The 24668-nt window shown below is 63.7% G+C and carries 9 protein-coding genes; 8 read left to right on the forward strand and 1 reads right to left on the reverse strand.

All coding sequences use genetic code 11. The features are described 5' to 3' along the window. Positions 1-6: 6 nt before the first annotated feature. The 8 genes from gspK (at position 7) to ACA046_RS12910 (ending at position 22870) form a co-directional block, all read left to right on the forward strand. Entirely contained in the window at positions 7-954 is a 948-nt protein-coding gene (gspK, locus tag ACA046_RS12875) for a type II secretion system minor pseudopilin GspK (protein ID WP_459028207.1), read from the forward strand. Beyond that, positions 951-2072, forward strand: coding sequence for a type II secretion system protein GspL (gene gspL, locus ACA046_RS12880; RefSeq protein WP_497676692.1), 1122 nt, complete (start codon positions 951-953; stop codon positions 2070-2072). Before gspK ends, gspL begins: the two co-directional genes overlap by 4 nt. Then, positions 2065-2589: a type II secretion system protein M gene (locus tag ACA046_RS12885; RefSeq protein WP_497676693.1), complete on the forward strand. Its 525-nt coding sequence runs from the start codon at positions 2065-2067 to the stop codon at positions 2587-2589. The genes gspL and ACA046_RS12885 overlap by 8 nt, the downstream gene beginning before the upstream one ends. Beyond that, positions 2586-4910: a type II secretion system secretin GspD gene (gspD, locus tag ACA046_RS12890; RefSeq protein ID WP_497676694.1), complete on the forward strand. Its 2325-nt coding sequence runs from the start codon at positions 2586-2588 to the stop codon at positions 4908-4910. Before ACA046_RS12885 ends, gspD begins: the two co-directional genes overlap by 4 nt. A 923-nt stretch (positions 4911-5833) precedes the next feature. After that, complete coding sequence (gspE, locus tag ACA046_RS12895) at positions 5834-7252, forward strand: type II secretion system ATPase GspE (protein ID WP_459028215.1); 1419 nt, start codon at positions 5834-5836, stop codon at positions 7250-7252. Next, positions 7252-8463 (forward strand): type II secretion system inner membrane protein GspF, encoded by a 1212-nt coding sequence (gene gspF / locus ACA046_RS12900; protein WP_459028217.1) that lies wholly within the window; start codon positions 7252-7254, stop codon positions 8461-8463. The genes gspE and gspF overlap by 1 nt, the downstream gene beginning before the upstream one ends. Positions 8464-8945: 482 nt before the next feature. After that, positions 8946-10169, forward strand: a complete 1224-nt coding sequence (locus ACA046_RS12905) for a substrate-binding domain-containing protein (protein WP_497676695.1) — start codon at positions 8946-8948, stop codon at positions 10167-10169. 185 nt (positions 10170-10354) lie between these two features. Beyond that, positions 10355-22870, forward strand: a complete 12516-nt coding sequence (locus ACA046_RS12910) for a filamentous hemagglutinin family protein (RefSeq protein WP_497676696.1) — start codon at positions 10355-10357, stop codon at positions 22868-22870. Between the two features lie 173 nt (positions 22871-23043). On the opposite strand, the gene ACA046_RS12915 is transcribed toward ACA046_RS12910, so the two are convergent. Next, a complete protein-coding gene (locus ACA046_RS12915; RefSeq protein ID WP_459028223.1) occupies positions 23044-24651 on the reverse strand; it encodes a hypothetical protein in 1608 nt (535 codons plus the stop codon). Positions 24652-24668 lie beyond the last annotated feature (17 nt).

Genomic DNA, 24668 nt, shown 5'->3' on the forward strand with positions numbered 1-24668 from the left:
CCGGCGATGAACAGCCATTCGCCCCCAGCGGCGAAGCAACGCGGCATGGCGATTATCAGCGCCTTGCTGATCGCGGCCGTGGTTGCGGTGATTGCAGGTGCCATGCTCACCCGGCAGACCGTGTTCACCCGCAGCCTGGAAGCCGAACAACTGCGCATCCAGGGGCAATGGTTGTTGAATGGCGGCCTGGAAACCAGTCGCCAGATCCTGTGGGACGCACGCCGCCAGGACGTCTTGACCCGGCTCGATCAACCGTGGGCACGTCCCCTCGGCGGTACTTTCGAGGGGCGGATTGAAGACGAGCAGGGCAAGTTCAACCTGCGCAACCTGGTTACCCAGCAACACCCGGACGCCGTGCAATTGCAGAGCTTCGAACGTCTGTGCCAATTGATCGGCATCGACCCGGCCGTGAGCCGCCGCATCAGCCGGCGGGTGATCGACTCATACGACCAACGCGAGGTCAGCACCTCACTCACCGGCGGTTTCAACAGCAGCCGGGATACCTCGCCCGGTGCAGCGGCGCCATTGATTCCAGCCAAGTACCCGATGCTGCGAAGCCTCACCGACCTCAGCGCTATCGAAGGCCTCGACCCGCGCCAGCTGCGACGCATGGCGAGCTACGTCAGCGTGCTGCCCGGCAATACCTGGGTCAACGGCAACACCGCCAGCGCCGAGGTGCTCAGTAGCGTGGTGCCGGGGCTCAGCCTGTCGCGGGCCCAGGCACTGGTGGCCGAGCGTGACGGCGGGCGCTGGTTTATCAATCGCGGGGATTTCGTCAACCGGTTGCGCATGCCACAGGTGGCGGTGGACACGGTGCAGGTGGGCATCACCAGTGAGTGGTTTCGCGTGCTGGGCCAGGCCCGTCGCGAGCAGCGTCGGGTGACGCTGGAGGCGTTGCTGTATCGCCCCGAAGACCGCCAACCCCAGGTGATCTGGTCGCGGGTGGGCGTATGAAGCGTTTGCGCATTGTCTTGCCGCCGCTGGATCAACTCACCACCGACAGCCCGGTGCAGTTCGCCTGGCTGGATCGCGCCGGGCAGGTCAGTCAGCAAGGCGAGAGCAGCCTGGCGCAACTGGCGAATAACCCGGCGGCGTTTTTCCTGCACCCGCGGGACAGCCTGCTGACCAGCCTGGAGCTGCCGCAATTGCCCTCCGCCAAGGTCGACGACGCGGTGACCTGTGCGGCCCAGGCATTGATCCTTGGCCCGGTGGATTTGATGCATGTGGCCCACGGTCCCCGGGAAAGCAGCGGCCTGGTGCAGGTGGGCTGGCTGCCCAAAAGCAGCCTTGAACACTTGGGCCGGATAACCACCCAGCTGAAAATCAAAGTGCGCGGGCTGTACCCGGCGCCGTATGCGTTGCCGGTCGGCGAGCAACCAAGCGCGGCATTAAGCGACGGGCATTTACTGCTGCGCCTCAGTGTCCAGCAGGGTGCGGTGCATCCGTTGGGACAGCCCGCGCTGGATGATCTGCTCGCCACCGGCGTCGATGTACATCAAGTGACAGGCGATGCCCGTTGGCGTGGACCATTGCCGGGCTGGGGTTTGCACGGTCGGCTTCAGCAGGCGGCAACCGGAGGCTGGGGCAGGGCGGCGGCGTGCACAGCGCTGGCGGTCGCCATCTGGACCCTGGGCCTGAACCTCTACGCCGCCCGCCAGGTCGACGAAGGCCAACGCCTCAAGGCGCAGATGAACCAGCAAGTGCGTCAGGCCTTCCCCGAGCTGCCGGTGATTCTCAACCCGCTGCAACAAGCCCGTCAGCAATTGGCTGCCCGCCAGAGTGGTGCCGCGAGCGACCCTGGCCAACGTTTCCCCGGCTTGCTCGCGCTGGCGGGCAGCAGCCTGCCGTCCATGGCGGGCGCTGTCGAGCGCCTGACCTACGAACAAGGCCGCCTGCAGGTCAGCCTGCTGCCCGATACCCGCAGCCCGACGCTGGCGGCTGACGGGCAGGCGCTGCTGGCCCAGGCCGGGTTCGGCGCCACCCGCGACGACCAGGGCTGGACCATCGGCCCGCTCGGCGAGCGCGTTGAAGCCGATACAGACGATGCGGACGACGAGGCCGAAGATGAATAAGCGCTGGCAGCTTCTGCGCAGCCAGGCCCAGGTGTTCTGGAATGGCCTGGCCGTACGTGAAAAACGTCTGCTGGTGGGTGCCGGCCTGGTGCTGGCGGGTCTGTTGACCTGGTTGCTGTTGATCCAGCCACCGCTGAAGAAGATCGAATACTGGCAAGCCGAAACCCCGAAACTGCGCAGCCAGGCCGAGGCCTTGCAGGTGCTGCTGCAGGGTGTCGCCGCAGCCCCGCGCAGCAGTGACCTGGAAACCGCCTTGCACCAGTCCCTCGACAACGCCGGACTACAGGGCCGCTATCAATTGCAGGCGCAGGACACCGGCAGTTGGAGCCTGACCCTCGAGGAGGCCCCGGCGGATGCCGTGATCGACTGGCTGCTGGCCAACCCCCGACCGTTCTCCCTGGAAGTCTCCGAGGCCCGCCTGCAACGCGCAGGCGCTGCCACCCCTTCAAACTCGGCCGGCACTTTGTCCGGGACCGTTCGCATGGATCAGGCGCCTGGCGCTAAGGAAGCTTCATGAAGTGGTCATTGCCCAACGCTGCGCCTTATCGCAAGGTCGCTCCTTTGCTATTGCTGGCGCTGGGAGCGTGCAGCAATCCCCAATCGCCCACGCCGCTGCTGGTGGACAGCGAACTCGGCCAACCCCTGGCCGACACCCGGCGCAGCGGCGACACACCGTTGGATCGCCAGCGCGAACCGGTGCCGCCACCCCGAGTGCAACACCCGGTGACCAACAGCGCCCGCAGCCACGCCGCCGCCCCGGCCAAGGCGCGCAACCCGCTGGGTGATCAACCGGTGCAACTGAACTTCGTCGACGCCGACATCCAGGCCGTGGTGCGCGCCTTATCCCGCGCCACCGGCCAGCAATTCCTGGTTGACCCACGGGTGAAAGGCAACCTGACCCTGGTCAGCGAGGGCCAGGTACCGGCGCATCAGGCCTACGACATGTTGCTGGCGGTGCTGCGCATGCAGGGCTTCAGCGTGGTCGATGTGGGCGGCGTGGCCCAGGTGGTGCCGGAGGCAGACGCGAAGCTGTTGGGCGGGCCGATCTACAGCGGCGCCAACCCGGGCGGGCAGGGCATGCAGACCCGCACCTTCCGCCTGCAATACGAAAACGCGGTAAACCTGATCCCGGTGCTGCGCCCCATCGTGTCGCCGAACAACCCGATCAACGCCTACCCCGGCAACAACAGCATCGTCATCACCGACTACGCGGAAAACCTCGCGCGAGTGGCCCAGATCATCGACGGCATCGACACCCCGAGCGCCATCGACACCGACGTGGTGAAAGTGCAGAACGGCATCGCCGTGGACATCGCCGCCATGGTCTCGGAACTCCTCGAAACCCAGGGCGCCGACCAGACCCAGAAAATCAGCGTGATCGGTGACCCGCGTTCCAACTCCATCATCATCCGCGCCGGCAGCCCGGAGCGCACCGAGCTGGCGCGCAACCTGATCTACAAGCTGGACAACGCCCAGAGCAACCCGAGCAATATGCACGTGGTGTACCTGCGCAACGCCCAGGCTGGCAAGTTGGCGCAGTCGCTGCGGGGCTTGCTCACGGGCGAAAGCGACACCGGTACCAGTGACAATGCACGGGGCAAACTGAGCAGCATGGGCGGCAACACCCAGACCGGCCAGGGCAGCCCCCAGAACAGCAGCGGCACCCCCACCGGCAGCGGCACTGCCCAGCCCAGCGGTTATGGGCAAGACACCAGTGCCGCCGGTGCTTCGTCCTCCAGCGACCAGAACACCGCGTTCAGCGCCGGTGGTGTGACCATCCAGGCGGACGCCACCACCAACACCTTGCTGATTTCGGCACCGGATCCGTTGTATCGCAACCTGCGGGAGGTGATCGACATGTTGGACCAGCGTCGCGCCCAGGTGGTGATCGAGAGCCTGATCGTCGAAGTGGGCGAGGACGATGCCAGCGAGTTCGGGGTGCAGTGGCAGGCGGGGAACCTGGGCGGGAAGGGTGGCTTTGGCGGCGTGAATTTGGGGGGCAGCGGCTTGAACGGAACGCCCACCAGCAAGACCAGCATTGATGTGCTGCCCAAGGGTTTGAACATCGGGCTGGTGGACGGCACGGTGGATATTCCGGGGATTGGCAAGGTGCTGGACCTCAAGGTGTTGGCTCGGGCGTTGAAGAGCAAGGGCGGAACCAATGTGTTGTCGACGCCGAACCTGCTGACTCTGGATAACGAGGCGGCGAGTATTTTTGTGGGGCAGACGATTCCTTTCGTCACTGGCAGTTATGTGACCGGTGGCGGCGGGACCAGCAATAACCCGTTCCAGACGGTGCAGCGGGAAGAGGTGGGGCTGAAGTTGAACGTGCGGCCGCAGATTTCCGAGGGTGGGACGGTGAAGCTGGATATTTATCAGGAGGTCAGCAGTGTTGACCCGCGGGCTTCGGTGGATGCCGGGACGGTGACGAACAAGCGGGCGATTGATACGAGTATTTTGCTGGATGACGGGCAGATCATGGTGCTCGGCGGGTTGTTGCAGGATGGGTATAGCCAGAGTAATGACGCGGTGCCGTGGTTGTCGGATATTCCCGGGTTGGGGGCGTTGTTCAGGAATGAAAAGCGCAGTGTGACGAAGACGAATTTGATGGTGTTTTTGCGGCCTTACATTATTCGCGACAGTGGGGCGGGGCGCAGTATTACGCTGAATCGTTATGAGTTTATGCGCAGGGCTCAGGGTGGGTTGCAGCCGGAGCGCAGTTGGGCGCTGCCGGATGTGCAGGCGCCGCAGTTGCCTTCGGTGGATAAGGCGATTCCCGATTTGGGGCCTCGGGCGGTGATTCGGGCGGTGCCGGTTTCCGGGAGTGCACGGCAGTGAGGGCTATGGCGTACTCCTGTGGGAGCTGTCGAGCTTTAGCGAGGCTGCGATGGGGGCCTGGTAGACGATTTTTATTTTTGAGCGGAGTACATATCCGTTGCTGCGGTAACGGCCACTTAGGGTTCCGCTCTTACAGCGGGTCACTTTTGGCAAACGCCCCAAAAGTAACCAAAAGGTCTTTGCCCCACCACTCGGTGCCTCGCCTAGGCTCGGCATGCCCGCACTCCGGCCCGATTCCGCGGGCCGCCGCGACGGGCCATCCATGGCCCGGCGCGGCTAAATCGGCTTCCCTGCCGATTTACCCGCTCCACCGTGCCTGCTTGCGGCCATCGTGGTTGACGGGGCCCGCAGATCAAGATCACAAGCAGATCAAAAGCCAGAGCACAGCGGCCTACAGGCCGGCTTGAGTGTTAGAAGCAAAAGCAGAGCTGCTTTTCTGTAGGAGCGAGCTTGCTCGCGAAAAACCTGAGAACGCCGCGTTGAATCAGGATGCCCGCGTCATCGTTAACGACCTTCGCGAGCAAGCCCGCTCCCACATTTGGACCGTGCCCGCTTTAGATTTTGATTTAGCCTTTGCTTCACCACACTCAAGCCGGCCGGTAGGCCGCTGTGCTGTTGATCTGCTTTTGATCTTGATCTTAGGCGCCCCGTTAAACCACGCTGGCCGAACGCAGGCTTTGGAGCGTGGGTAACCCGGCAGGACGCCGGGTTAGCCGCGCTGGGCCAAGGATGGCCCATCGCGGCGGCCCACGCTCCAAAGCCGGAGTGAGGGCACACCGAGCCCAGGCGAGGTGCCGAGTGGTGGGGCAAGAGCGTTTTGCTTACTTTTGCGCTGTTCAAAAGTGAGCCGCTGTAAGAGCGGAACCAATCGAAGCCGTAACCGAAGGAATGGATATGTACTCAACCAAACGAAGCCAAAAAGCATGAGCCTCCTGCCTTACGCCTGGGCCAAATCCCAACGCATCCTCCTTCACCCGGGAACCCAGGGCCCGACGCTGACCATCTGCCCCTCAACCCCCGGCTGGTCCATCAGCGAAGTCCACCGCCAGTTCGGCCAAACCCACCTCATCCAGGTGCGCGACGACGAACTCGACGGCCTCCTGGCCAGCGCCTACGCCGACACCGGCAGCGCCGCCGCCGTGGTGGGCGCCGCCGAAAACGAAGTCGACCTCGACCGCCTCATGCAAGACATCCCCGAAATCACCGACCTGCTCGACACCCAGGACGGCGCCCCAGTGATCCGCATGATCAACGCCTTGCTCACCCAGGCCGCCCGCGACGAAGCCAGTGACATCCACATCGAACCCTACGAAACCCACTCCGTGGTGCGCTACCGCGTCGACGGCACCCTGCGCGATGTCGTGTCCCCGCGCAAAGCCCTGCACGGCGCTCTGGTCTCACGCATCAAGATCATGGCCCAACTCGACATCGCCGAAAAACGCCTGCCCCAGGACGGCCGCATCGCCCTGCGCGTCGCCGGTCGCCCCATCGACATTCGCGTCTCCACCGTGCCCACCGGCCATGGCGAACGCGTGGTGATGCGCCTGCTGGACAAACAAGCCGGCCGCCTGCAACTGGAAACCCTCGGCATGGACCCCGCCGTGCTCGGCAAACTCGACAGCCTGATCCGCCAACCCCACGGCATTGTGCTGGTCACCGGCCCCACCGGCAGTGGCAAGACCACCAGCCTCTACGCCGCCCTGGCAAGGCTGGACGCCAGCACCAGCAACATCCTCACCGTCGAAGACCCGGTGGAATACGACCTGCCGGGCATCAGCCAGATCCAGGTCAACGCCAAGATCGACATGACCTTCGCCCTGGCCCTGCGCGCAATCCTGCGCCAGGACCCGGACATCATCATGATCGGCGAAATCCGCGACCTGGAGACCGCACAAATCGCCGTCCAGGCCTCGCTCACCGGTCACCTGGTACTCGCCACCCTGCACACCAACGATGCCGTCTCGGCGGTCAACCGCCTGATCGACATGGGCGTCGAACCGTTCCTGCTGGCGTCCTCTTTGCTCGGCGTATTGGCCCAGCGCCTGGTGCGCCGCCTGTGCCCGCACTGCAAGCAGGAAGACCCGGCGGCGCCCGGCACCTGGCGACCGCTCGGGTGTGCGCAGTGCAACCAGATCGGCTACAGCGGCCGTACCGGCATCCATGAATTGTTCTGCATCGATGACGAGCTGCGCGGGCTGATTCACCAGGGCGCCGGCGAACAAGACCTGAGAGCCGCTGCACGCCGCGCCGGTATGTTCAGCATGCGCGAAGACGGCGAACGTTGGGTGCGCAGCGGCGCCACCGCTCCCGAAGAAATCCTGCGCGTAACACGGGACGCCTGATGAACCGATACCGCTACGAAGCCGCTGACGCTACCGGCAAACTGGAGTCCGGGCACCTTGAGGCCGACAGCCAGAGCGGCGCCTTTGCCCACCTGCGCAGCCGTGGCCTGACGGCCTTGCGGGTGCAGATCGAGAGCAACAACCCGCAAACCGGCGGCGGCAGCCGGTTCGGTGCCAAGCTCTCGGACAACGACCTGGCCTGGGCCACGCGGCAACTGGCGAGCCTGCTCGGTGCGAGCTTGCCACTGGAGGCGGCGTTGAGCGCCACGGTGGAGCAAGCCGAGAAAAAACACATCGCCCAGACCTTGAGCGCGGTGCGCGCCGATGTGCGCAGTGGCATGCGCCTGGCCGATGCATTGGCCGCACGGCCCCGGGATTTCCCCTCGATCTACCGAGCGCTGATCGCGGCGGGGGAGGAGTCCGGCGACTTGGCGCAAGTCATGGAGCGCCTGGCCGATTACATCGAGGAGCGCAACAACCTGCGGGGCAAGATCCTCACGGCGTTTATCTACCCGGGCGTGGTGGGGCTGGTGTCCATCGGCATCGTGATTTTCCTGCTCAGCTATGTGGTGCCGCAGGTGGTCAGCGCGTTTTCCCAAGCCCGCCAGGACCTGCCAGGGCTGACCCTGGCGATGCTCAACGCCAGTGACTTTATCCGCGCCTGGGGCTGGCTGTGTTTTGCCGGGATCGTGGGTGGTTTCTGGAGCTGGCGCCTGTACCTGCGCAACCCCGTGGCGCGGTTGAACTGGCACAGCCGGGTGCTGCGCTTGCCGCTGATCGGGCGCTTTGTGCTGGGGCTCAATACCGCACGGTTTGCCTCGACCCTGGCCATTCTCGGCGGGGCGGGTGTGCCGTTGTTGCGGGCGCTGGAAGCCGCGCGACAGACGCTGTCCAACGACCGCCTGAGTCAGTGCGTTACGGACGCCACCGCCAAGGTTCGCGAGGGCGTCAACCTGGCGCCGGCGCTGGCGGTGGAAAAAGTCTTTCCGCCGGTGCTGATCCACCTGATCGCCAGCGGCGAAAAAACCGGGTCGCTGCCGCCGATGCTTGAGCGTGCGGCGCAAACATTGTCCCGGGATATCGAGCGCCGGGCGATGGGCATGACGGCGTTGCTTGAGCCATTGATGATCGTGGTGATGGGCGCCGTTGTGTTGGTCATCGTCATGGCCGTACTGCTGCCCATTATCGAAATCAACCAACTGGTGACCTAGTCGCTGGCGAAACGCGGTCAAAAATGTGGGAGCGGGCTTGCTCGCGAAAGCGGTGTGTCAGTCAACACATGTGCCGACTGATCCACCGCTTTCGCGAGCAAGCCCGCTCCCACCTTTGAACTGCGTTTCTTCAACACTCTTTTCGTGCGCCTGACACGCGGGTCACAACCTCGGGTTCCTCATTCTGTCATCTGCCCAACCTCGCCACACGGCCCGTAACGCCTCCAGCCCGGCACTCGAAATCCGGGCTGAAACCTCGCTGTCACCTCACCTCAAAACCGTTCAAAAGCATGACCAAAACACCCGAGAATCTTTTTAAAAATCAAGCCGTTCCTCCCGAGGTTTTTTCCTTTTGCTGTCATCGGATGCTGCGAAATTTCATACCCATGGCCTCACCCCTCGCTACCCCCGAACCACGGCACGGGACCGAAGCCATAGCGTCATCTACCCCAACGTACAAACACGACGAAAGGAGCTTCTTCATGTTTAAGCGCAACGTTCTCGCGGTATCCATGACCCTCGCTGCACTGTGCTCGGCCCAGGCTGCTATGGCTGACGTCAACGGCGGCGGCGCCACCTTGCCGCAACCGCTGTACCAGACCTCCGGCGTATTGACTGCCGGTTTCGCCCCGTACATCGGTGTGGGCAGCGGCAACGGCAAGGCTGCCTTTCTGAACAACGACTACAGCAAGCTGGACGCCACCGTCACCGGCAAGAACGTGCACTGGGCAGGTAGCGATTCCAAGCTGTCCTCAACCGAGCTGAGCAACTATGTGTCTGCCCATGGCGCTGCCTGGGGCCCGCTGATCCAGGTGCCTTCGGTGGCCACTTCGGTGGCCATTCCGTTCAACAAGACCGGTACAGCCGGTACGAAAGTCAACCTCAGTGTCAATGACCTGTGCGGTGTGTTCTCGGGTCGCTTGACCACCTGGGACCTGATTCCCAATTCCGGCCGTACCGGCCCGATCACCGTTATTTACCGCAAAGAGAACAGCGGCACCACCGAACTGTTCACGCGCTTCCTGAACGCCAAGTGCAGCCCGGCCCTGGAAGGCGGCACCTTCGCCGTGACCCAGGCCTTCGGCAGCAGCTTCTCCGGCGGCTTGCCGGCGGGCGCCCTCAACCCGTTGCAACAAGCCAACCCGGCCGGTGGTTTCTTCACCGACACCAGCGCAGGCGTAATGAGCACGCTGAATGCTGCTGAAGGCCGCGTCACTTACATGAGCCCGGATTACGCAGCAGCTACCTTGGCCGGCCTGGATGACGCCACCAAGGTTGCCACCGTTGCCGGTGTTTCGCCTGCTCCAGCCAACGTGTCGGCGGCCATCGGTGCTGTGGCTGTACCTGCCATCGCCAACCGTTCCCTGCCAAACAACTGGGTCCCTGTGTTTGCGGCTACCACCAGCGCTACCGACCCAAGCGTAGTCGCCTACCCAAGCACCGGTTACCCAATCCTGGGCTTCACCAACGTGGTGTTCAGCCAGTGCTACGCCGACGCTAACCAGACCTCCCAGGTCCGTACATTCTTCACCCGTCACTACAACACCAGCGCGTTCAGCAGCAACGATGCGGCCATCCGCAACAACCGCTTCGTGCCACTGCCAACCACCTGGAAAACCGCGATCAACGACACGTTCCTCACCGCCAGCAGCAACCTGAGCATCGGCAACTCCAACATCTGCAACGCCATTGGTCGTCCGCTGTAACCCAAGCGTTCAACCACCCAGCAACACCGATCAGCAACGGCCTGTGCCGTTGCTGATTTTTTTGCGTTAACAGCCTCATGTGAACTTTCGATGACAGAAGTTCAGTCGCGCCCCGCGCCAACCGCCTAACCCTCATACATGAGCGTGTCTTGCCCCCGGGCGATTACAAATAAGGAAGATTGCTGATGGTCCGCTGCACACCTCCGGTTCACCTGAATGCCCGGGCGCCACGTGCCCAGACAGTTCTGCGCCTCAAGCCGCTGGCCCAGGCCATTGCCTTGTTGATGGTGGCGGGCAACGCCCATGCCGCTTCGGCGGCGTTCAGTTCCGGCTGGTTTGCCGACAAGGGCGCCTCCCAGGCCGCCACGGCGGCACGTCTTGGCGCCGGGCAGGTGCCGGGGATTCCGGCGTTGAATCAACAAGCGAAGGTCAACCAGCAGCTGGCACGGTCCATCAGCACCTTGAACAACAGCGTGGCGGCGATTGCAGCCCAGCAGGCCGCCCAGGCGGCAGGTCGGCAGGCCGCGCTTGGCCAGGTCTCGACGATTCCCGACGGCCTCGGTAAAGGTGGCCTGCAGGTCGACAACAGCCTGACCCAAGGCTGGGTCAATGCCAAAGGACCGACCCAGAGCCAGTCCGGCGGCAAGACCACGGTGAGCATCGAGCAGACCGCCGACAAGGCGATCCTCAACTGGGAGACGTTCAACGTCGGGCGCAACACCACTGTGGATTTCCAGCAGCAGTCCAACTGGGCCTTGCTCAACCGGGTCAACGATCCCAACGCACGCCCCAGCGAGATCCAGGGCCAGATCACCGGCGCCGGTACGGTGATGATCATGAACCGTAACGGCGTAGTCTTCAGCGGCACCAGCCAGGTCAACGTGCGTAACCTGGTGGCCGCCGCCGCCAACATCACCGATGAGCAGTTCACCCAGCGCGGGATCTACGTCGACATCAACGGCTCGCAGCCGACCTTTACCGATGCCGCCGGCAAGGTTGAAGTGCAGCGTGGCGCGCTGATCCAGACCCATAATCCGACGCTGTCCACCGACTCCGGCGGCTACGCCTTGCTGTTGGGTTCCGAGGTCGAGAACGCCGGCACCATCATCACCGCCAAGGGCCAGACCACCCTGGCCGCCGGGGACAGCTTTTACATCCGCCGTGGCGTAGGGACCTCGGGTAACCAGGGTTCCACCACCCGCGGCAACGAAGTGGCCACCAGCCTCAAACCGGGCAGCAGTGCGGGCAAGGTGAGCAACAATGGGCTGATATTGGCCTCTACAGGCGATATCACCTTGACGGGGCACCGGGTGCAGCAAAACGGTGTGGCCCTGGCCAGCACTTCGGTGGACACCCGAGGCACCGTCCACCTGCTGAACTCGGTCACCGATACCACGGGCAGCGTGACCCTGGGGCAGGGCAGCACCACGGCCATCCTTCTCGACAGTACGGGCAACACTGCGCTTAACGGCCAGCGCGACAACGGCCTGATCAACCTCGACGGTCGCCCTGACTCGGTCAATATGGCCACCGGGCGATTCAATAACTTGAGTACGGTCAGTGACCGTATCGACCAGTCCCGGGTCGAGATCGTCAGCGGCGGCAGCGTGGAGTTCAAGGACGGCTCGATCACCCTGGCCACCGGCGGCCAGGTCGCGGTCACGGCCGGCCAGCGCAGCCTGGTGCGTGACGGGGCGATGATCGATGTGTCCGGCGCGGTGGGCGTCAAGGTGTCGATGGAATCCAACAATATCAAGATCAACGTCCAGGGTAACGAGCAGCGCGATGCGCCGGTCAACCGTGAAGGCGGGCAGTTGATCAACAACGATGTGTGGGTTGACCTGCGTGAACTGGTGTTTGTGCCAGCGGGTACCAACGGTTACGCCACCGATCGTTGGTACACCGCTGGTGGCCTGCTGGAAGTCGGCGGTTACCTCGGCACCCAAGGGCATAGCGTCAGCGAATGGATGGCCCAGGGCGGTACGCTGACGTTTACCGGCAAGGAGGTGGTGACCGAGCAGGGCGCCCGGTTCAACCTTTCTGGCGGCACGATTGACGTGCAGGATGGCTACATCCGGCAAAGCTGGCTCAATGGCGCTGATGGCCGCCTGTATGAACTGTCCAAGGCCCCGGGGGACATTCTCTACTCGGGTTTCTACAAAGGCTTTGAAGACACCAGCGCCCGCTGGGGCCGTACCGACCATTACTACAACCCGCTGATTGCCGCGCAACAACGCTACGAGGCGGGTTACACCGTAGGCCGCGATGCGGGCAAGCTGGTGATCGGCACCACCAGTGCGGTGCTTGAAGGCCGCTTGATCAGCGACGTGTTCCAGGGCGATCGCCAGATCAACACACCGATTATCAACATCGACGGCTATCAGCAGTCGCAGAAGGCAGCCGCCCAGCGCGCGCAACTGATCATCGGCAGCTACACGCCAGTGTTCAATAAAAGTACCGGCACCTTGCGCTACAACCTGAACCCGGTGACCGGCGAAATTCTGTTCGAATCCGGCGCGCAAAAAATCGCCGATGGCCTGGACCTGGGCACGGCCTTGCCCGCTGACCGCCAGGGCAAGGTGATTCTTGACAGTGACCAGCTCAACGGCTTCGAACTGGGCGCGATCAAAGTCGCCGCCACACAACAGGTCAACGTCAACGGCGCGCTCAAAGTGGCCGATGGCGGCGACATCACCCTGTTTGCACCGCGGGTGACGGTCAGCGCCAATCTGACGGCGAACGGTGGCAGCATCAATGCGGGCAACCTGCTTAACCAGCCCGACAGGGATCGCGGCATGGCCGTGGGCGATGTGTACCTGCTGCCAACGGCGGGCAATCAGGCCTGGGTCAATGTGGCCGAAGGGGTCAAGCTGGACGCTTCCGGGCGCTGGAGCAACCTGGCGCAGGACGGCGTCAACAACGCCAGCGCGGCGTATCTGAATGGCGGCAAGGTCTCGCTGCGCAGCACCGGCGACCTGCAGCTGGCGGCAGGCAGTGGGGTGGACGTGTCCTCCGGGGCCACCATCGGCCTGGACGGCAAGGTGATCGGTGGCAAGGGCGGCAGCGCGACCCTGGCGGCCTTGAGCACCCTTGAGCTGGGCAGTGAGATTCGCGGTTACGGCGTCAACGGCGGTGGCGCGCTGGCCATACAGGCGCGCAAGGTGCAGATCGGCGACAACGCGAGTTCGCCGGGCGACGACACCCTGCACCTGGCAGGGGACTTCTTCAATAAAGGCTTCTCGGCTTACGACATTACCGGCAACGAAGGGCTGCTGGTCACTGACGGCACCCGGGTCGATGTGTCCATGCCGGTTTACCGTTTGAGCGAACAGGCGCTGTCCACCCCAAGCGGCAGTGACCCGACCACGGCGCTGGAACGCTGGACACCCGAGCTGTATCAGGAGGACGCCGTCAAAGGTGTGTTGACTCAACGTCGTGGCGCGAGCCTGAACCTCAGCGCCGGTACGACGAATGCTTCAGGCGCGCTGGCCGCGACCACCGCCCTGGACGTCGGCAAAGGCGCGGTGATTAATGTGGACCCCGGCCAGGCGATCAACCTGCGCAGCATCGGCCAATTGACCGTCGACGGCACGCTCAATGCCTGGGGCGGCACTGTGAGCCTCGCGGGCTTGAGCAACACTGAGTCCTCACAAGTCGAGGGCAACGGCCATGGTCGTTCGATCTGGATCGGCGAACAGGCGGTGATTGACGTGGCCTCGCGGGCTGTAACCGCTGTCGACAATCGTGGCGGCGTGTATGGCCAGGTACGCGATGGCGGCAAGATTACCGTCGGTGGCGATATCGATCCGGCCACCGGCATCGCCAAGGCCAGCGACCTGTTTGTGGTGGTGCGCGAAGGTGCACGCCTGGACGCCTCCGGCAGCCAGGCGCTGCTCGATGTTCCGGGGCAGGGCCGCACGCGGGTGGCCAGCAACGGCGGCACTCTTGCGTTCGCGTCCAACAACGGCCTGTACCTGGACGGCAACTTCGTGGCCAATGCCGGTGGCGCCGGCGCGGCGGGCGGGCGTCTGGCGCTGGCACTCGAGTCGCCGTATTACTTGAAGCAGCACGTCAAAGACCGTGTGCTGCTGTTACGTGAACTGGTGATCAACCAGCAGCATCAAGCCACCGCCTTGCCCGACACGGCAGACGCGGCGGCAGACTCGTTGATCTACGGTCACGGCGCACTCGGCATCGACCAGATCCAGGCCGGTGGTTTTGACAACCTGACACTGCTGGTGCGAGGGGCGTTGAATCTCGACGGCGATGCCTCGCTGCACATGGGGCAAAGTCTGCAGTTGTATTCCGGCGGTATTGGCCTGACCCGCGACGCAAACCCGACCTCGCAGATTAATCTCAGTGCGCCGCACGTGCTCCTCAGCGGCTTGCTTGAGCCGGACAGGTCCGGGATGGAAGCGTGGACCCGGGCGAACATCGGCAATACCTCGCCGACGTTTCGCAGCCAGGGCTCTTTGACCGTCGACAGCGACTTGCTGGACATCCGCGACCGCTTCACCTTTGGTGCCGATCAGGGCTTTGCTCAGGTTCGGCTCAACAGCAGCGGCGACCTGCGCTTTCTCGCCGGGCGCGATGGCGGCAATACACTCAGTGGTTTCAGCACCGTCCTGAGTTCAGCAGGCGACATGACCCTGCGCGCCGCGCGTATCTACCCGGGCTCCGAGATCAAGGCCCAAGTGCTGGTAGGCAGCCTCGGCAACAACGGCAATCAACTGATCTTCGACCCGACTCGCACCCTGACGATTGAGAAGGTCGGCGATGACAACGGCGCTGCCCCGGACTCGGTATTCGGGCGCCTGCAACTGGGCGCTGCCACCCTCAGGCAGGGCGGTGTATTGCGTGCGCCGCTGGGGTTGATCGAACTCGGCAACCTGGGCAGCACCAAGGTCGAACTGCTGCCCGGCAGCCTGACGTCGGTCAGCGCCAAGGGCCTGGTCCTGCCGTATGGCGGCACCGTGGATGGACAGGTTTATCGCTACAACGGCAAGTCCGTGGTCTTCACCGGGCAGGGCGGGATCGGCGCTACCAACGGTGGAGAGCTGTCGGTCGGGGTGATTCTGGGGGGCAAGTCGGTGGACGTATTGCCCGACGCCACGCTGGACCTGTCCGGTGGCGGCGAATTGCTGGGGGCCGGCTTTATTTCCGGGCGCGGCGGTTCTACCGATGCGCGTTTCAACCCGCTGGTGCAGTTCGGGGCAAAGGGTGGTTTCACCTTGCCGGGGCTGGGTACAAACCCGGTCTATGCCATCGTGCCGGGGGTTCAATCAGGCTATGCACCCGCCACTGGCGAAGCCGGCGCCAGTACGCCGCTGGTGGGCCAGCAGATCACCATCGGTGCTGGCGTTCCGGGCTTGCCGGCAGGCACTTACACCTTGATGCCGTCCACCTACGCCTTAAAGCCGGGGGCGTTCCGGGTGGAGATCAACGGGCTCGCCGCCCAGGGCAGTGACGGCAGCACCACGCTGATGCGCAACGGTTCGTGGTCGACGGCCGGGCAACTGTCGATTATCAACACCGGCATTCACAACAGCGTCAACAGCCAGGTGATCCTGACCTCGGCCGACACCTTGCGCCGCTACTCGCAGTACAACGAAACCAGCTACGCCCAGTTCGCGATTGCCGACGCCGCGAGGCTCGGTGTGCCACGTCCGATGCTGGAAGTGGACGCCAAAACCCTCAAGCTGGGGTTTAACGGCGGCGGGGGCAAAGAGACGTTCTCGTTCCAGGGCATTGGCAACTTTGAAGCCGCCAAAGGCGGCTACGGCGGCACCGTGGGGGTGATCAATCTGGGCGGTGATACGGTCGAGAGCCGAAGCACCCAGATCGTTGATGCCAATAATCCCTTGGCAGCCTACGAGGGCCTCACGCTCACCGCCCAAAGCCTTAATAGTCTGGGCGCCAAACGCCTGGTTATCGGTGGCCTGCCCCAAGTCGAATATGGGCGTAACGGCAATATCATCAAGTTTCCCTTTGGTGCCAACGCCGCGGGTAATGGGGTCACCCTGCGCAGCGGTGCAACCCTCTCGGCACCGGAAGTGATCATGGTATCGGGCCGCGGCGATATCGTGGTTGAGCAGGGCGCGTCGATCAGTACGCTGGGGCGAGGTGCGGCGATCTATGACGCCCGTGACGGTTTTGTTTACCAGGGTGTGCCGAGCATGTTGGCCGTGTCCAATGGCCTGCTCAATGTGCTGCCTTACGTAAACACCGGTGCTAATCCTTCGGGCGGTATCAAGATCGGTGTGTGCCCGAGCGGCAATTGCTCGGGCCAGACCACGCTCTATTCCGAGGGCAGTATCGTCGCTGCAACCGATACAGCGCTGCAGTTGGACGACCAGGTGCGCTACGGCACGCGTCACCTGGCGCTGGCCCTGAGCAATATCAACGTCGGCAGCGCGGCGGGGCTGGCCGATGCCGCCGCGCGCAATGTGCTGCCATCGGGCCTGACCCTCAACCAGCAAGTGCTCGAACGCTTGCTGCGCGGTGACACCCAATCGGGTGCCCCGGCCCTGGAAACCCTGCAACTGTCGGCCGGGCAGGCGTTCAACTTCTACGGCACCACCACCCTTGATACCTACGACTCGGTGACCGGCAAGTCGTTGCTGAGCAACCTGGTGCTGTCGACGCCGGCGATCTATGGGGCGGGCAATGCCGATGATGTAGCGACCATTCACACCGCCAACCTGATCTGGCAAGGCGCCACAGGCGCACCGGGCGCAGTGATTGCTGACGGCGCCGGTCATGGCAGTGGGCGCCTGGATATCAAGGCCGAGCGTATCGAATTCGGTTATGGGGCGTTTGCCCAGCGCGATACCAACACGGTCTTTGATCGCTTGGTACTGGGCTTTACCAACGTCAACCTGAATGCCAGCGAGCGGATCACGGCCAACCACAAAGGCAGCCTGTCGGTGTATCAACGCCAGGGCGCGTATGACCCGGTCAGCGGTTTTGCCTACAGCGGCGGTAACCTCAACATCGTGGCGCCGCTGATGACCGGTGAAGGCGGCTCGCTGAACCGCATCACCGCTGGCGGCACGCTTGATGTCGCAGGGGCTGCCGACACCCGTGGTGCGGTCACCGGCTACGGCGGCGAACTGTCGTTCAAAGGGCAAACCGTTCGCTTGGCTACCGCCGTGGTATTGCCCAGCGGCAAGGTCACGCTGCAAGCCACTGACGATGTGGTGTTGACCGATGCAGCGTTGATCGACGTGGCCGGTCGTGCGGTGGTGTTCAACGACATCACGAAATATGGCGCAGGCGGCGATGTGCTGCTCGACAGCCGCAACGGCAATATCCGCCAGGCGGCGGGCTCGACCATCGACCTCTCCGCCAGGTACAACCAGGGCGGCAAATTGCGCGCCGTGGCGGTGAATGCGGCGGGCGGGTTGGTCGACCTGCAAGGCAAGATCCTGGGAGGCAGCAGCGGTTACTACAACGCCGGTGGCACCTATGTGCCGTATCAAGGCGGGGTTGTGGAAATCCAGGCCCAGCGCCTGGGCGCCAGTGGCTCGCTGGATCAGCAATTTTCCGCACTCAACCAGCGCCTGAACGAGGGCGCCGTGTTCGGCGGGCGCAGTTTCCAGCTCAAGCAAGGCGACCTGACCATCGGCAACGGCCTCAAGGCCAACGCCATCAACGTCTCGGTAGACAACGGCAGCCTGCGCGTCAGCGGGCGGGTGGATGCCAGCGGTGAGCGGGTCGGCAGCATCAACCTGGCCGGCAAAAACGGCCTGACCCTGGACGGCAGCGCGGTGCTGGATGCCCACGGCAGCCAAGTGCGGGTCGACAGCTACGGCAAGATCATCGACTCACCGAACCGGGCGATGGTGGTACTGGGTTCCGGCAGCGGACAACTGACCCTGGCCGATGGCGCGGCCATCGACCTGCGTCACGGCACGGCGGGCGCGGCAGGCAATGACGGACGCAATCGCGGCACCCTGGAATTGAACGCGCCGCGCATCGACAACAATGACATCGCCATTGATGCACGAGGCAACCTGACGATCAAAGGCGCGCGTGCGGTCACCCTCAACGGCATGGCGACTTACGACGACGCGCCGCTGATGACCGACCCGACCGCCAGCGGCAGGCCGTATCAGGTCATCGACCAAGCGTATCTGGATGCCAAGCACGTATTGAGCACGGCCTTTATCAACGCCGCGTTGCAAAACACCAACCTGCTGAGCAACAAGCTGGCCGGTTTGAACAACTCCACTTACGCCGACGCCTTCCACCTGCGCCCGGGCGTGGAGATCATCAGCAAGACCCCGGACGGCGACCTGGTGGTGCAGGGTGATGTCGACCTCTCCGGTTATCGCTACGCCAGCCTCAACCCCAACACACAGAAAACCTCGGTGTATGGCTCGGGCGAGGCCGGCAGCCTGACCTTGCGGGCCGGCGGCGACCTGAACATCTATGGCAGCATCAACGACGGCTTCTCGCCGCCACCGGAAACGATGAATGACAAGGGCTGGCTGTTGTTGGCGGGCCGGGACTTTGCCGGCGGCGAGATCATCGTGCCAGGCAATGGTGTGGTCTTGGCCGATGGCACCACCTACATGGGCGGCTCGGTGCTGAACTACGACTTGCCGATCAAAGGCATGACCGTCGTCGCCGGCACTCGCCTGCCCACACGGGCAACGCTGGCCCAGGACCTGACCTTGCCCGCAGGCACCGTGCTCGCGGGCGCGGTCCTCGATGCTTCAGGCAATGTGCTGTTGGCGGCCGGTACGCTGTTGAACCAACCCTATGCCCTGCAAGCGGGTGTGCAACTGGAAGCCGGTAGCTTGCTGACCCAGGCCACCCAACTGCGCGCCATGACCTGGCCCAAGGGCGTGCCGTTGCCGGGTTTGAGCGGGGCGCTGGACGGCGGCCAGAATGTCGTCACCCTTGATGGCAACATTGCCCTGGCGCGTGGCGCGCTGATTCCGGTCGGCACCGACGTCAAGCTGGTGGACGGGGCAGGTTCGATCGAGTTGCGCCCTGAAGTGGCCGGGCGCCAGGGGAAACTCTGGGCCATTGCGCCGATGCTGGCCGAAGGTTCGCAATCCTGGTCATTGCGTCTGGTGGCGGGGGCTGACACCGAGGCTGCGGACAGTCGCCTGCTCCAGCCTGACCCGAGTAGCGGCACGCTGCGCTTGGCCGACAGCCACTACGGCATGTTCGCCAAGGAAGTGCCGCCCAAAGGCGTGCTGGTGTGGACCGCCTTTGCGGTCGAAGACCTTGCCAATAACGGTGTAGAAGTCAAGGAAGGCGACCCGGTGGATCAAGCGATCCTCGATCAGTTTGGCCTGGGTTCGGTTGCCGATTTCTGTAGCAGTAGCCCGGCATATTGCTCGGCCAAAGCGGGGTTTGCGTGGAGCCAGGAGGCTGAAACAGCGCTGGCTGAGCAAAACATTATTGTTAAGGCCGGCACGGCGATGGATGACGCCTGGATGCTGGAGATGACAGGCCAGACAGTGGCGCAGTTTTGCCAGGATACACCGTCGTTCTGTGTGGCCCTGAGCGCCAAGGAATACGCGCCGACCCCATCGAACTCGCTGTTCAGCGTGGTGCGTACCGGCACCGGTGACCTGCAACTGCTGAGCGCAGGCAACCTGAGTGTGAACTCGACGTACGGTGTGTACACGGCGGGCACCTCGTCCACCACCACTGAGGCGGGTGACCCTTTCAACCAGCCGCGAGCCCTGGCGGGCGGCACCACGGTACTCAAGGACCCCAACAGCTACTTCGAACAGTTCGTCAACGGTGGCAGCCAGAGCCTGTACCGCGCCTGGTACCCGGAGGCGGGCGGTAACCTGACGCTGAACGTCGGTGGCAACCTGACCGGCCAGCTGGATGCCGGTGGTCTCTCGGTCCCTTCGCGCCCAGACCCTTATGACGGCGGCAGCAATACGGCCGATGTCGGCAACTGGCTGTGGCGCCAGGGCAGCGGCAATCTGGCAACCGGCGGGCAGGCCCAGCCTACGGCGTGGTGGATCAACTTTGGCACCTACACCAACATCGCCGCTGACAACCTGATTGGCTTCACCGGTTTCGGTACCTTGGGTGGGGGCGACCTGGATGTAAACGTGGGCGGCGATGCGGGCTCGTTGAAAATCCCGAATTTTGTGGGGGACGTCACCAACAAACGTACCCAGGGCCTGGTGCTGGCAGTCGGCAGCACCGGCCGGGTAAGCAGCGACGGCACCCTGCAACTGACCGGTGGCGGTGACATGCGGGTACGCGTCCGAGGTGCGCTCAACCCTGTCGCCACCCTGGAGGTTCCCGACAGCCGTAACGGCGTGCTGGTGAATACTCGCGGCAATGTGCAAGTGCAGGCCGCCAGCATCGGGCGTATCGACTTGCAGTACAGCACCACTAACCAGGTTCCCGGCGAGGTAAGGGCGGTTGAGCCGCTGCGCTCTAATCGCAGTACGCCGCAAGGTGGGCTGACCCTGGTGGCAGGCGATTCCACCTTCAGCTTGCATACCCTGGGCGACCTGGTGCTGCAGACGGTTGAAGATGCCGGGCGTGTGCGCCAGTACAACCGCTCGGCCTTCAGCCGTGACGGGGTGAATGGCGGCTCCAGCAGTTGGTTCACGTTGTGGACCCCCAACACCGCTATCGATCTGTATGCCGAAGGCGGCAACCTGACGCCGTTTGTTGGCGCTGTGACCAACACGGATTTGGCGGTGGTCTATCCATCGATCGTCAGGGCGACTGCGGCCAGTGGCAGCCTTTACTATGGCAAGGCCGCCACGCTCAATGATGTCGCCGGTTATCGCTATCCGCTGCTCCTGGCCCCCGGCCAAAACGGGCAATTGCAGTTCCTGGCGCAGGACTCGATTTATGCCGGTGGGTTTACCGTCACCCAATCCGGTGCGGCACCGAGCAGCATGGCCACCCCCTGGAATCCGGCCATCGTTGCCACCCTCGGCACGCAGAACTACGGCAATACGTCCAGCACGGGCAACTACAACACCTACGGCAATCAGGGGCTGTCGTTGTTCGCTTTCGGCCCGGGCACAGCGTCTGAGCCGTTGAGCAATACGGCTGATCCGTCACGTTTCTACGCCCTGACCGGGGATCTGGTTGGCGTCAGCAGCGGCCGGATCATTGGTTTCAATAACGCGAATCTGCCCCATGCCGGGGAGACCTGGTATGAAGGCAGCCGGCCGGTGTGGATGATGGCCGGGCGCGATATCGTCAGCAGCGGTGCCAACCCCAACGACAACGGCGAGATCAATCCGGGCGTGCTCGCCACGGGCAACCTGTTCGTCCACAACAACAAAACCGACCTCTCCATTGTTTCCGCCGGGCGCGACATTATCTACAGCAGCTTCAACATCGCAGGGCCTGGCGCACTGGAGATCACGGCCGGGCGCAACATCGTGATGGACGACAAGGTCAGCGTGACCAGTCTCGGCCCGATCATTGCCGGCGACGTGCGTCCGGGCGCTAGCATCGTGATGCAGGCCGGTGCGGGTGCCAGCGGTGCGGATTACCGGCGCTTTGTGGCGGCTTACCTCAACCCGGCGAACCTGATTGCCGTGGGTGAACCGCTGTCGGCATCGGGCGGCAAGGTGGCCAAGACCTACGAAAACGAACTGGTGGCGTGGCTGGTCGAGCGCTTCGGTTTTGCCGGTGACAGCGAGCAGGCACTGGCGTACTTCATGCAATTGCCCGCCGAGCAGCAACGCGTGTTTGCCCGTGAGGTTTACTTCGCCGAACTGCAGGCGGGCGGGCGCGAGTACAACGAGAGTGGCGGTGTACGGCAAGGCAGTTACGCCCGGGGGCGGGCAGCGATTGCGGCACTGTTCCCGGAGAAGGACGTGGCCGGCAACACCATCACCTACCAGGGCGATATCCGCCTGTTTGGCGGGGCGGGTGTACACACCGACTTCGGCGGCTCGATCCAGATGCTCACCCCTGGCGGTAGCCAGACCTTCGGTATCGAAGGCGTGGCACCACCGGCTTCGGCGGGCGTCATTACCCAGGGCACGGGCAACATTCAGCTGTATTCCCTGGGCAGCATCCTGCTGGGCCAAAGCCGCATCATGACCACCTTCGGCGGCTCGATCATGGGCTGGTCCGGCGAGGGCGATATCAACGCCGGTCGCGGTTCCAAGACCACCGTGGTGTACACGCCGCCCAAGCGTGTCTATGACAACTGGGGCAACGTGACCCTGTCGCCGGCGGTGCCGAGTACCGGGGCGGGGATTGCCACGTTGAACCCGATCCCGGAAGTGCCGGCGGGGGACATCGACCTGATTGCGCCGCTGGGCACCATCGATGCGGGCGAGGCGGGGATTCGGGTCTCGGGCAACATCAACATCGCCGCGTTGCGGGTGGTGAACGCGGCGAACATTCAGACTCAGGGCAAGTCGTCCGGGGTGCCGGTGTCGGCGGCGGTAAATACCGGGGCGATGAGTTCCGCCAGTGCGGCCGGCGCAGCGGCGTCCCAGGCGGCGGAAGATGCCGCACGTAGCCAGCAGGCGGCGGCCAAGAAGGGCCGGGCGTCGATTGTCACGGTGGAGGTGTTGAGTTTTGGCACTGAGCCAGTGCAGCGCGGGCCCCAGGAACAGCAGAAGACCTCGGGCTACAACCCCAACAGCCCGGTGCAGGTGCTCGGTGCCGGGCCATTGAGTGACCAGGCGCGGGCGCGGTTGACCGATGAGGAGCGTCAGCAGATCAGTTTGTAGTGTTAGAAAAGGACCTCTCGTTGTATTTGGGGCGATCATCGATCGCCCCTTTTTTATTGGCTCTTTGTAGGCGCGAGCTTGCTCGCGAAAAACCTGAGAGCGCCGCGTTTATCCAGGGACCCCGAGTTATCGTTCACATCCTTCGCGAGCAAGCTCGCTCCTACAGCAGGCCTTCAGGGTTGGTCCTTGAGGGTCTGGAAGGCTTTCACGCGCTTGACCAGGCTTTTCTTGCTGGCCGAGTCGGCGCTGTTGAACAGGAACGAAAAGTCCGAGGCCAGCGTGGAGCTGCCGGCGATAGTTGCGTACTGATGACAGGCGTTGCAGTTATCGCCCTGGACGTAGGTCTCCAGGGTGGTGTTGGCCACCGGTACGTTGCCCTCGCTGATATACGGCCCGTAGGACAGTGGCACCGGCGCACTGACACCCGGTTCCGGTTGGGTGGGCGGGTTGGGGGTTAGGGTCCAGAGCACGTTGATCAGCTTGTAGTACTGGAACACCGACTTACCCTGGCTCTGCTGGGCGAAGTTGGCCTGCACCGCACCGTTCAGGGCTTGCAGTTCAGTGGGCAGCGGATGCTCCCGGGTGGTCTGCACGGGCTGGTCCCGTGGAAACGGCTCGGTGCAGTCGCGGTCGGGATGTTGCTGTTTGCACTGGATACGCGCCACGTTTGGCGTGCATTCGGGGCCGGTGCCGCAGTTGGGGTTGTTGAAGGCAAAGCCGTCGGGAGGCGTCTGTTGTGGCGGCACCTGCTTGGGTTCCGGCACGTTGTCCACCTGCTCGAAGGTGGTCCAGATGAAGTTGGGCGAGGCTTGGGTCTTGTTGATGATGTGCAGGCCCACCAGGCCCACCACTTGTTGGGTGCACTGCAAGGTGGCCGGGTTTTTGAGCCAGGCGACGGTGGTCAGGTAGCGTCCGTAAAGCTCGGGTTTGCCAGTGAGGATCCGCCACGCCGCCTTGACCTCCAATGCCCCCAGTTGCTCCTGTGGCACCGGGTTGGTCGGCAGCGAGCGCATGGGTTCACCGATGGGCAGGGAAAGCCCGCCCGGGTTCTGGTTGTTGAGGTTCTGCGCGACTGTCAGCTGGTTGGCCGCGTCGTACAGCCCTTTGCTGACGATGTAGTCGAACTCGGCCTTGCCCACCTTGCGTTCAAAAAACACCAGGTTCTGCGACTGGTCCGTCAGCCAGCCGCCGGAGGCTTCCATGATCGGGTCCGGAATCGAGGCCAGGGTGCCGCTGGACAAGTGAAAACCATGCCGGGCGTTGATCGCACTTTCGGAGGTGGCGGTCATGAACTTGCGCGCACCCACCGACATCGCCTTGAGGCTGCCCTGGGTGCTGCAATTGGACGGCACCAGGGTTTGCACGCCCCAGCCGGTGGGCGCGGGCGCGCCGGGCAGGAAGATATCGTTGGCGTCCTTGTAGCTGGCCCATACCGGCGCCACGCTCATTGGCTGGCCGGAGGCGGGCGGTACACCGAATTGCGCCGGGGTACTGTTCATGTCCGGCTCACCCGCGAGGGCGGGCGTGGCGGGCCAACCGGGATTCACCGGCCAGTTCAGGGCAATGAACAACTGCCAGCCAAAGCAATTCATAAAGCTCTGGCCGGTGGCGTTGAAGTTGTTGATCGGCAGGAACCCGCCGCTTTTCGGGTTGAACACCAGTTGTTGCTGCACGCAGGCGTCGGCGTCGGAAGTGGGGGATGCGTAGGCGGCCTGCATGGCGAACAGGCTCAGCACCACACTGGTCAGCAGCGATAAAACACTCAAGCGTAACCTGGACATCATCGCGCTCCTTGCAA

The sequence above is a fragment of the Pseudomonas sp. LBUM1641 genome (genome assembly GCF_059716235.1).

Coding starts and splice junctions, on each gene's coding strand:
- gspE (WP_459028215.1), top strand. CDS start 5,834: ATGAGCCTCCTGCCTTACGCCTGGGCCAAATCCCAACGCATCCTCCTT.
- gspK (WP_459028207.1), top strand. CDS start 7: ATGAACAGCCATTCGCCCCCAGCGGCGAAGCAACGCGGCATGGCGATT.
- gspF (WP_459028217.1), top strand. CDS start 7,252: ATGAACCGATACCGCTACGAAGCCGCTGACGCTACCGGCAAACTGGAG.
- gspD (WP_497676694.1), top strand. CDS start 2,586: ATGAAGTGGTCATTGCCCAACGCTGCGCCTTATCGCAAGGTCGCTCCT.
- ACA046_RS12915 (WP_459028223.1), bottom strand. CDS start 24,651: ATGTCCAGGTTACGCTTGAGTGTTTTATCGCTGCTGACCAGTGTGGTG.
- gspL (WP_497676692.1), top strand. CDS start 951: ATGAAGCGTTTGCGCATTGTCTTGCCGCCGCTGGATCAACTCACCACC.
- ACA046_RS12910 (WP_497676696.1), top strand. CDS start 10,355: ATGGTCCGCTGCACACCTCCGGTTCACCTGAATGCCCGGGCGCCACGT.
- ACA046_RS12885 (WP_497676693.1), top strand. CDS start 2,065: ATGAATAAGCGCTGGCAGCTTCTGCGCAGCCAGGCCCAGGTGTTCTGG.
- ACA046_RS12905 (WP_497676695.1), top strand. CDS start 8,946: ATGTTTAAGCGCAACGTTCTCGCGGTATCCATGACCCTCGCTGCACTG.